Genomic DNA, 9,785 nt, shown 5'->3' with positions numbered 1-9,785 from the left:
CCGCGGGTGTGCAACTGCGCCGCCGCGCCGGTTGCACGCAATTGTTGATGAGGCGCACCGTGCATCCGCACGGTGCGCCTTTCATTGACGGGCATGCGCCGCTGCGTTCTGATGGGTGCGGCGCGCACGGACCCGACATTGGTGTTTTGCGCTAGCCGTGACGTCGATGTGTGTTTCACGGAGGGAATGCGGATGTGCGACAACGATGAGCCGAGGTTTCTTCGCTCGAATGCAATTATCGAACCGCTGGTAGACCGGTTTTACGCATGGCTTTACATCACCGCCCCGGTTCAGGCGTCGATGAATCTGGCGAACGTTCAGGTGCCGCTGCTCGAGTCGTATCTGCACTCTCCGAAGGTGCACGTCGCGGCCAGCTCGAACCCGGAACTGCGGGGCGGCTACTTCGTCAACATCGAGGAGGAGCGCAGCACCGAGATCGCTGAGCTGCTCGATGTCATCAAGCGTGACCGGGCCGACATGCTCAACTTCGCCGCCGCGATCGCCGAGGCCGAGGAACTGATCCGGCAGGGCGCGACCGGCTTCGATCTCACGCCGCTCTACCCGCAGCTGCCGGCGATCCTGAACGGGCTGGTCGAGCTGGCCTACGACACCAGCAACCAGGCGTCGATGCACTACATCGAGCCGCTGCTCTACCACAGCCCGATGTGGGACGTCCGGCGCCAGTCGGTGCAGCTGTCGCTGGAGACGGGCATCGAGCGCCCGTTCATCCTGAGCACCCCGCGGCTGCCGAACGCGGACGTCATCGACCTGCCGCACCAGTTCACCCACCCGGGCCTGGACGAGTTCTTCAAGGCTCGTACCCAGCCGACCACGCTGCCGAAGCTGCGCGAGGCGCTGGAGCTGAACGACGCGCAGGCGCTGCACCTCGAACGGCTCCTGGCCCCCGCGCCGAGCCTGTCCGAGGACCGGCACATCGAGCGTGGCGGCCGGATCCGCTACTTCGGCCACGCCTGCCTCGTCCTGCAGACGCCGGAAGCGTGCATCGTGACCGACCCGTTCATCAGCGCCGACAACCGGCACGGCGACCGGTACACGCTGGACGACCTGCCGGACCACATCGACTACGTGGTGATCACGCACGGGCACCAGGACCACATCGTGCTGGAGACCCTGCTGATGCTGCGCCCGCGGATCGACGCGGTCGTGGTGCCGCGCTCCTCGCGCGGCAACCTGGCTGACCCGTCGATCGCGCTCTACCTGCGCCACATCGGATTCAACGTCATCGAGGTCGACGACTTCGACGAGCTGCCGCTGCCCGGCGGCGGCCGGCTGGTGGCCACGCCGTTCCTCGGCGAGCACGCCGACCTCGACATCCGCGCGAAGTCGACCTACTTCGTCCAGCTGGCCGGGGCGTCGGTCTACATCGGCGCCGACTCGTCCGGCATCGACCCGGTCCTCTACCGGTACGTCAAGGAGCACCTCGGCAAGGTCGACCTGGCGTTCCTCGGCATGGAGTGCGACGGCGCGCCGCTCACCTGGCTGTACCAGGGACTGCTGACCCGCCCGGTCACCAAGAAGATGAGCGACTCGCGCAAGCTGTCCGGCTCCAACGCGGCCCAGGCGGCGGCGATCCTGCAGGAGCTCGACGCGGACGAGGCCTACATCTACGCCATGGGCGAGGAGAGCTGGCAGGGGCACGTGATGGCCACCTCGTACAACGACGACTCGTACCAGCTCAAGCAGATCGACGAGTTCCTCACCTGGTGCAGGGACCACGGCATCTCCGCCGAGCACCTGTTCAACAAGCGCGAGTGGATCTGGTAGCCGGACGCCATGCCCGAACTGCAGGCCAACGGCATCCGGATCGCCTACCAGCGGTCCGGGCAGGGCGAGAACGTCCTGATGATCATGGGGTCGGGTGCGGCCGGCCACGTCTGGACGACGTACCAGACCCCGGCCCTCCACCGCGCGGGCTACCAGACGATCACGTTCAACAACCGTGGAGTGCCGCCGACGGACGCCCCGGCGGGCCGGTACTCGCTCGACGACATGGTGGCCGACACCCGGGGACTCATCGAGTCGCTGGGCATCGGCCCCTGCCGGATCGTCGGCTTCTCGCTGGGCTCGATGATCGCCCAGGAGCTGGTGATCAAGCATCCGGAGCTGGTGCGGTGCGCGGTGCTGATGGCCACCCGCGGCCGGCCGGACGTCATCCGGCGCGCACAGGTGCTGGCGGACCAGGCGCTGCAGGAGAGCGGCATCACCCTGCCGCGCGGCTACGACGCCGTCACCACGGCGTACAAGATGCTGTCGCCGACGACGCTGAACGACGACGCCGTGGTGGCGCCGTGGCTGGAGGTGCTGGAACTGGCCGGGGATGGCGCCGCGGCCGGCCAGAGCTTCGTCGACCTGCTCTCCGACCGGCGACCGGCGCTGCGCACCGTCGCGGTGCCGTGCCGGGTCATCGCCTACTCCGACGACCTCATCGCACCCCCGCATCTCGGCGCCGAGGTGGCCGAGGCGATTCCGGACAGTGACTTTGTGGAGATCCCCAAGTGCGGGCACCTCGGGAACCTCGAACGGCCGGACGAGACGAACGCGGCCATCATCGAGTTCCTCGACCGGCACTGAACCGCACGCCCCGCAGGCGCGGTCGGCACACGGTGCGACCCGCACGACGTAGAGGACGAGTGACGTGACAACCAGAGGCGGCCCCGGACCGGGGCCCGGTTCGGCAGGAATGCCGATGCCGCCAGACCCTGACGCGGCCAAACGGCACCGGGTACGGCCTGGCACCTTCCGCCGGGCCGTCGGGTACGCGAAGCGCTACCGAGTTCTGGTGGTGCTGCTTCTCCTGATGACAGCGCTGCACGCGGCGATCACCGCGCTGACTCCGCTGGTGCTCAAGTTCATCATCGACGACGGCATCATGCCCGGACGGCTGTCGGTCGTCACCTGGCTCGCGCTGGGCTTCGTCGGGCTCGCCGTGCTGGACTCCGCGACCATCTACCTGCAGGCCTGGCTCTCCGGCCGGGTCGGGCAGGGACTGCTCTACGACCTGCGCACCGAGGTGTTCGCGCACGTCCAGCGGCAGTCGCTGGCGTTCTTCATGCGGACCCAGACCGGCGCGCTGGTCAGCCGGCTCAACTCGGACGTGATCGGCGCCCAGAACGCGGTGACGACGCTGCTGTCCCAGGTGACCTCGACGATCCTGACACTCGTACTGGTCATCGCCACGATGCTGGTCCTGTCGTGGCAGATCACCCTCGCCGTCCTGGTGATGATTCCGCTGTTCCTGCTGCCGGCCAAGACGATCGGCCGGCGGATGCAGCGGCTCACCCGGCGGCGGATGGAGGGCGACGCCGAGATGGCGTCGATGATGAACGAGCGGTTCAACGTCTCCGGCGCGATGCTCGCCAAGCTGTACGGCGAGGCGGAGCGGGACGCGAAGACGTTCGCCGGCCGGGCGGGCGCCGTCCGCGACCTGTCGACCTCGACCATGGTCTGGGGACAGATGATGGTCGTGGCCGTCACCGTGCTCACCGCGATCACCATCGCGGTGGTGTACGGGTTCGGCGGCAAGCTCACCATCGACGGCACCCTCGAGGTCGGCACGCTGGTGGCCCTGGCGACGCTGCTGCAGCGCCTGTTCGGGCCGATCAACCAGCTGTCGAACATGCACGTCCAATGGGTGGTCGCGCTGGTCAGCTTCGACCGGATCTTCGAGATCCTGGACCACCGGCCGCTGGTCGAGGACCGGCCCGGCGCCCGCCCGCTGCGGGCCTCCGCCGAGGGCACGGCGCCGGACATCGAGTTCGACGCGGTCTCGTTCCGCTTCCCGAAGGCGGCGGACGTGTCGATCGCCTCCCTGGAGTCGATGGGCCCGCGGCCGGGACCGCGGCCACCGGTGTCGCCGCCGCCCGCGCCGCCGCCGGTGGACCGGGCGAACGACGGATGGATCCTGCGGGACCTGAGCTTCCGGGCGCCCGCCGGCCAGCTGACCGCACTGGTCGGCCCGTCCGGGGCCGGCAAGACCACGCTCACCCAGCTGGTCTCCCGGCTGTACGACCCGGTGTCCGGAACGGTGCGGATCGGCGGCGAGGACGTCCGCGACGTGACCCTGCGGTCGCTGACCGAGACCATCGGTGTGGTCACCCAGGACCCGCACCTGTTCCACGAGACGCTGCGGGAGAACCTGCTCTACGCCCGTCCCGGCGCGTCCGAGCGGGAACTGCGGGAGGCCTGCGACGCGGCGCGCATCTGGGACGTGGTCGCGGCGCTTCCCGACGGCCTCGACACGATGGTCGGCGAACGGGGTTACCGGCTGTCCGGTGGGGAGAAGCAGCGGATCGCCCTGGCCCGGCTGCTGCTGAAGTCGCCGCCGGTGGTGGTTCTCGACGAGGCCACCGCGCACCTGGACTCGGAGTCGGAGATGGCGGTGCAACGGGCGCTGGCCACGGCGCTGGCCGGGCGTACCTCGCTGGTCATCGCCCACCGGCTGTCGACGGTCCGCCAAGCCGACCAGATCCTGGTCATCGACGGCGGGCGGATCAGCGAACGCGGCACCCACGACCAGCTGCTGGCCGCCGGCGGGCTGTACGCGGACCTGTACCGCATCCAGTTCTCGCACCAGAACGACCCGGTGGCCGAGGCCGTGGACTGAGGCCACCGCACCGGCGGATACACGACGCGGTCCCGTGGAGAAATCCACGGGACCGCGTTGTCGGAGGTGCAGCGGGAACGGTCAGGCCATCGCGACCAGGACCCGGCGGGTTCCCTCGAACGGCCGCCGGCCGTGTGCGGTGAGCACGTTGTCGATCAGCAGCACGTCCCCGGCCGCCCAGTCGACGTCGACGGCGTTCTCCAGCGCGCGGGCCTGGATCTGCTCGATGTACGCGTCCGGGATCGGGCTGCCGTCGGCGAGCGTCACGTACTGGGGGAACTCGTCGGGTTCCAGGATCGCGTACAGGTCGGACGCGGCCTTGTCGCCGAGCCCGGCCGGATGCCACTGGTCCGCCTGGTTGAACCAGACCGCGGCGCCGGTCACCGGATGCGTGGTGGTGGCGCTGCGGTGCTGGGTGATGCGGATGCCGTCCGGGCCCCACTCCCAGTCGGCCTGTGACCGGGTGAGGAACTCCTCGACGGCCGCGCGGTCGTCGGTCTCGAACGTCTCCCGCCAGCTCTTGCCGAAGCCGAACCCGTCGTGCAGGTTCTGGACGTAGCGCACGCCCCCGGCGAAGGCCTCGCGGACCTCGGCGTCGAGCGAGGCGAGCCACCGCTCGCCGTCCAGCACGGGCGTCGCCCCGCCGCTTTCCGCCGCCTTTTCGCAGTAGAAGGCGAGCCGGGCCGGCCAGCGATGGGCGTAGCTGAGCTCGTTGTGCATCGAAATGGTGAATTGCTGCGGATATTCGGTCGACGTGTAGAGGTTGCGCCCGACCCGGGTCCGCGGTGAATTGCCGTGGACATAGGGCAGGCGGCCCGGGACGAGCCGTTCGAACAGCGCGTCGATGGATTCCGGCGCAACACCGAAACCCCGGAAGACCAGCGCCTTGTGAGTGGTGAGAAGTTCACCGAGCCGAACCGGTCCCAGGTCGTCGAGCCAGGCCGCGAGATCTGCCGTTCCGGTGATCTCGGTGGTGATCTCGTGCGGTTTCCAGGCGCGGTCCGCCGCTATGGTCTGCTCCATTCGTTTCCTCCAATATCGAAGTAGAGTTCCGTCAGTCTCTCCCGCCTTCCGGCGGCTGACCAGATGATCGGCCGGCGTCGCCGAACCCCTGTCCAACTGCGGCGCGGAGCCGGTTGCACGGCGTTGCCCGGTATGGCGCACGGCGACATCGTCGAGAGAGGATGACGGCACAGACGCCCCCTGGATGGAGGCGATGTGCGGCTTCTGCAGACGCCGCGTCTGCAGATCATTGAAGGGAAGGCGGGTACGGTGGTAAATCCTTTCGAGGACCCTGACGCTTCGTATCTGGTCCTGGTGAACGACGAGGGTCAGCACTCGCTGTGGCCCAAGTTCGTCGAGGTGCCGGCCGGCTGGGACGTTGTTTTCGGTGAGGCCGGACGCCAGGAGTGTCTGGACTACATCGAGAAGAATTGGACCGACCTGCGGCCCAAGAGCCTGATCGCTGCGATGGGTAACAATTAGCCGACAAGCAAACTGTGAAGGGGCCGGGATCACTTCCCGGCCCCTTCACTGTTTGCCGCGCGATTCTGTCCCACGGCCGGTGATGGATAGTGTTCCGGCATGCGAACGCGTGGATTGTTCGTCAAGGGAACCGGTGTTTTCGTCGCGGACCGGATCGCGGTCACCGACGCGGTCGCCGCCGGCTTGTACGAGCCGGACGAGGCCGAGATCGCCGGGTTCGTCAGCATCGCGATCGCCGGCGACGTGCCGGCTGTCGACCTCGCACTGCGCGCGTCGCGATCCGCGATCGAGCACGCGGGCACGCCGGTCGGCTCGCTCAGTCATCTGCTCTACGTCGACGTCTACCACTCCGGGCCGGAGGGCTGGCTGCCGCACTCGTACCTGCAGCGGCAGCTGGCGGCCGGGCAGGCGTTCGGCGCCGGGATCCGGCAGGGCTGCAACGGCATGTTCGGTGCCCTCGCCCTGGCCGACGCCGGCCTGCGCGCCGGTCCGGGCGACCGGACCGCGCTGCTCGTGTCCGCCGACAACTTCAGCTCCCCGACGCTCGACCGGTGGCGGTGCAACCCCGGGCTGGTGATGGCCGACGGCGCCGGAGCGCTGGTGCTGAGCCGGGAGGGCGGGATCGCCGAGGTGCTGTCGGTCGGCTCGGTCACGCTGCCCGAGCTGGAGCGTCTGCACCGCGGCAGCACCCCGCTGCACCCGGCCGACGCGACCGTCGGGCGGCCGCTGGACTTCGAGGCGCGCTTCGCCGAGTTCGCCAGCTCCGGCGGGTTCGGGCCGGGCAGCGGGCTGGGATTCGTCCAGGAGTTCATCGGGCTCGCCGACCGGTTGCTCGACGAGGCCGGCCTGGAGCTGGACCAGGTGTCGCGGGTCCTGTTCAACCATGCCGGCCGCGCGGTGGTGGAGGACCGGCTGGGGCCGCTGGGCGTCAAGCTCGCCGACACCACCTGGGAGTTCGGCAGCACGGTCGGCCACGTCGGCGCGGCCGACCAGGTCATCGCACTCGACCACCTGCTGACCACCGGCGCGGTCGGCCCGGGTGCTCATCTGCTGTTGCTCGGTGTCGGACCCGGCGTCAACATCGCCGGCGCCGTCATCCGGGTGCTCGCGGCGCCGCCGTGGGTGTCGTGAACGGGAGGGTCGGTCCATGGAGTTCGGCTGGACGCCGGAGCAACGAGCGCGGTACGACGACGCGCTCACCGCTGCCCGGCGCAGATTCGCCCCGGAGAGCGGTACGCCGGGTCTCGCCCCCGGCGACTGGCGGGCGCTGGGTGAACTCGGCCTGCTCGGCGCCAGCGTCGAGCCGAAATACGGCGGTGGCGGCCACGGGGCGCTGGACACCGCGCTGATCTTCGAGGCGTTCGGCCGGGGCTGCGCCGACACCGGGCTGGTGTTCGCGGCCGCGGCACACCTGTTCGCGTGCGCGATGCCGATCGCCGAGTTCGGTTCGGTCACCCTGCGCGAGCGGCTGCTGCCCGACATGTGCGCGGGCCGGACCGTCGCCGCGAACGCGATGACCGAGCCGCAGGCCGGCTCCGACGTCGCCACGCTGGCCACGACCGCGACCCGGGTCGACGGCGGTTACCTGCTCGACGGCACCAAGAGTTTCGTCAGCAACGGCCCGGCCGCCGACGTGTTCGTCACCTACGCCACCACCGACCCGGGGGCCGGCCACTTCGCGGTGACCGCCTTCGCCGTCGAGCGCCACGCGGACGGTGTCCGGGCCGGCGAGCCGTTCGGCAAGCTCGGCATGGCCTCGTGCCCGGCGAGCGAGGTCACCTTCACCGGCTGTTTCGTGCCCGACGACAACGTGCTCGGCGAACGCGGCCAGGGCTCGGTCGTCTTCCAGCAGTCGATGCTGTGGGAGCGCACCTGCCTGTTCGCGCTCTACGTCGGCCTGCAGGAGAGGCTGATCGAGCAGGCCGTCGAGCAGGTCACCCGGCGCCGCCAGTTCGGGCGGCCGCTGGCCGAGTTCCAGTCGGTCTCCAACCGGATCGTCGAGATGAAGCTGCGCCTGGAGAGCAGCCGGCTGCTGCTGTACCGCGCCTGCTGGCTGATCGACCGCGACGAACCCGACACGCTGGCGTCGGCGCTGTCCAAGCTGGCGGTCTCCGAGGCCGCGCTGGCCGGCGCCGTGGACGCGGTGCAGCTGCTCGGCGGCCGCGGCTATCTGACCGGCAGCGGGGCGGAGGCGGCCCTGCGCGACGCCGTCGGCGGCACCATCTTCTCCGGCGCCTCCGACATCCAGCGCCAGATCATCGCCCGGGAACTCGGACTCTGACCGTTCGCGCGGCTCGTTCGACTGGCATCCCGTGCTCAGTTGCACATCCGACACCGAAAGGCCTGCCCATGCCCACCACGGGGGACGACGTACTGGAGACCGTGCTCGTGCACTGCTGGGAGTCCGCGCTGCGGCGCGGGCCGATCGGCGTGCACGACGACTTCTTCGCGGCCGGCGGGCACTCGCTGGCGGCGATGCGGATCGCGCACCGGATCCGCAGCATCTTCGGCATCGAGGTGCACTACCTGGCGGTGCTGGATTGCCTCACGGTCGCCGCGCAGGCCCGGCACCTGCGCGAACTCGCGACCTCGGCGTCCGAGCTGGACGAGGCCGGGCGCGCCTACCTGAGCACCCACGCGGTGAGCAGGGAATCGGCCTGAGCCGACGGGCGTCGCGCAGCGGTGTGCGGCCAGCACTTGTCACACCGCTCAGGGCAGGCCAGAGTGACGCTGAGTTCGACCGGCTGGACCAGGCCGCACGGCGGCCGGCCGCGCAGACCCGCAGCCCGGTCCCCGTCGACGCGGTCCCGTGATCGCCGACGGCACGGTCGACACCGACATCCCGCTCCAGGCCGACAGCACACCGCTGTCCGGCCATCGGTTGGTCGCCGAGCCGGCGTGAGCGATGCAGAGGTACGAGAGGGGCTGGGGAACCGGTGATGGGTGAACTGCGCGAACTCATGGACGGCCAATGGGGCGTGTGGAACGCCCAACAGCTCGAGCCCGACAGCGTCGCGTTCAACGTGGCGGAGTACGTCGAGCTGCGGGGCGACCTGGACGTCGACGTCTTCGCGGCGGCACTGCGCAGCGCGCTGGACGGGGCCGAGGCGTACCGGACACGGTTCCGCCTGGTGGACGGCGGGCCGCGGCAGTACGTGGCGGCCACCGGCGCTGACGCGCTCGAGGTGGTCGACCTGCGTACCGAACCGCGCCCGCGGGAAGCCGCGGAGGCCGCGATGCGCGCCGACGTCCGGCACCGGATGGAGCTGATCGACGCCGCGATGTACCGGCACGTGCTGTACGTGCTCGGACCGGACCGATTCCTCTGGTACCAGCGGCTGCACCACCTGGTCGTCGACGGGTACAGCCTCGCGCTGTTCGTCTCGGCGGTGGCCGACGCGTACGACGCGCTGTCGTCCGGGCGGACCCCGGCCGGCGACCACAGCGAACCGGTCTCGGTGCTGATCGACGCCGAACGCGACTACCGCGAGTCCGGCGCCCCGGCACGCGACCGCGAGTACTGGGCGGGTGCGCTCGCCGACCTGCCGGAGAGCGCCCGGCCGGGCGGCCGGCGCCGCCAGTGGCTGCCGGGCCGGGTGGCGCGGACGGTGGACGTCAGCTTCCGGGTGCACGACCCGGAGGAGATCGTCCGGCGCGGCGTCCAGGACGCCCTCCC

Annotated in this window: 9 protein-coding genes; 8 read left to right on the top strand and 1 reads right to left on the bottom strand. The window is 70.1% G+C overall.

Annotated features, from left to right (window positions below; all coding sequences use genetic code 11):
- The first annotated feature begins 93 nt into the window (after positions 1-93).
- From AB0F81_RS32110 to AB0F81_RS32100, 3 genes are all read left to right on the top strand, one after another.
- A complete protein-coding gene (locus AB0F81_RS32110; protein ID WP_360203299.1) occupies positions 94-1,785 on the top strand; it encodes an MBL fold metallo-hydrolase in 1,692 nt (563 codons plus the stop codon).
- A 9-nt stretch (positions 1,786-1,794) separates the two neighbouring features.
- Positions 1,795-2,592 (top strand): alpha/beta hydrolase, encoded by a 798-nt coding sequence (locus AB0F81_RS32105; protein ID WP_360203292.1) that lies wholly within the window; start codon positions 1,795-1,797, stop codon positions 2,590-2,592.
- A 115-nt stretch (positions 2,593-2,707) separates the two neighbouring features.
- Positions 2,708-4,624 (top strand): ABC transporter ATP-binding protein, encoded by a 1,917-nt coding sequence (locus tag AB0F81_RS32100; protein WP_360203291.1) that lies wholly within the window; start codon positions 2,708-2,710, stop codon positions 4,622-4,624.
- Positions 4,625-4,705: 81 nt separating this feature from the next.
- On the opposite strand, the gene AB0F81_RS32095 is transcribed toward AB0F81_RS32100, so the two are convergent.
- Positions 4,706-5,647 (bottom strand): TauD/TfdA family dioxygenase, encoded by a 942-nt coding sequence (locus tag AB0F81_RS32095; RefSeq protein WP_360203290.1) that lies wholly within the window; start codon positions 5,645-5,647, stop codon positions 4,706-4,708.
- A 249-nt stretch (positions 5,648-5,896) separates the two neighbouring features.
- On the opposite strand from AB0F81_RS32095, the gene AB0F81_RS32090 reads away from it, so the two are divergent.
- The 5 genes from AB0F81_RS32090 to AB0F81_RS32070 all read left to right on the top strand — a co-directional run.
- Positions 5,897-6,109 carry an MbtH family protein gene (locus tag AB0F81_RS32090; protein ID WP_360203297.1) on the top strand — a complete coding sequence of 71 codons (213 nt, stop codon included), beginning with the start codon at positions 5,897-5,899 and terminating at the stop codon, positions 6,107-6,109.
- Positions 6,110-6,208: 99 nt separating this feature from the next.
- Positions 6,209-7,240, top strand: coding sequence for a ketoacyl-ACP synthase III family protein (locus tag AB0F81_RS32085; protein ID WP_360203289.1), 1,032 nt, complete (start codon positions 6,209-6,211; stop codon positions 7,238-7,240).
- Between the two features lie 16 nt (positions 7,241-7,256).
- Positions 7,257-8,390, top strand: a complete 1,134-nt coding sequence (locus AB0F81_RS32080; protein ID WP_360203287.1) for an acyl-CoA dehydrogenase family protein — start codon at positions 7,257-7,259, stop codon at positions 8,388-8,390.
- Positions 8,391-8,458: 68 nt separating this feature from the next.
- On the top strand, positions 8,459-8,770 hold the full coding sequence (locus AB0F81_RS32075) for a phosphopantetheine-binding protein (RefSeq protein WP_360203286.1): 312 nt from the start codon (positions 8,459-8,461) through the stop codon (positions 8,768-8,770).
- A 278-nt stretch (positions 8,771-9,048) separates the two neighbouring features.
- On the top strand, positions 9,049-9,785 hold a 737-nt coding region (locus AB0F81_RS32070), incomplete at its 3' end, for a condensation domain-containing protein (protein ID WP_360203284.1).

This window comes from Actinoplanes sp. NPDC024001, from assembly GCF_040638955.1.
Classification (GTDB): Bacteria; Actinomycetota; Actinomycetes; order Mycobacteriales; family Micromonosporaceae; genus Actinoplanes.
The sequence above is the reverse complement of the archived record's forward strand: the minus strand, read 5'-3'. Positions and strand labels throughout refer to the sequence as shown.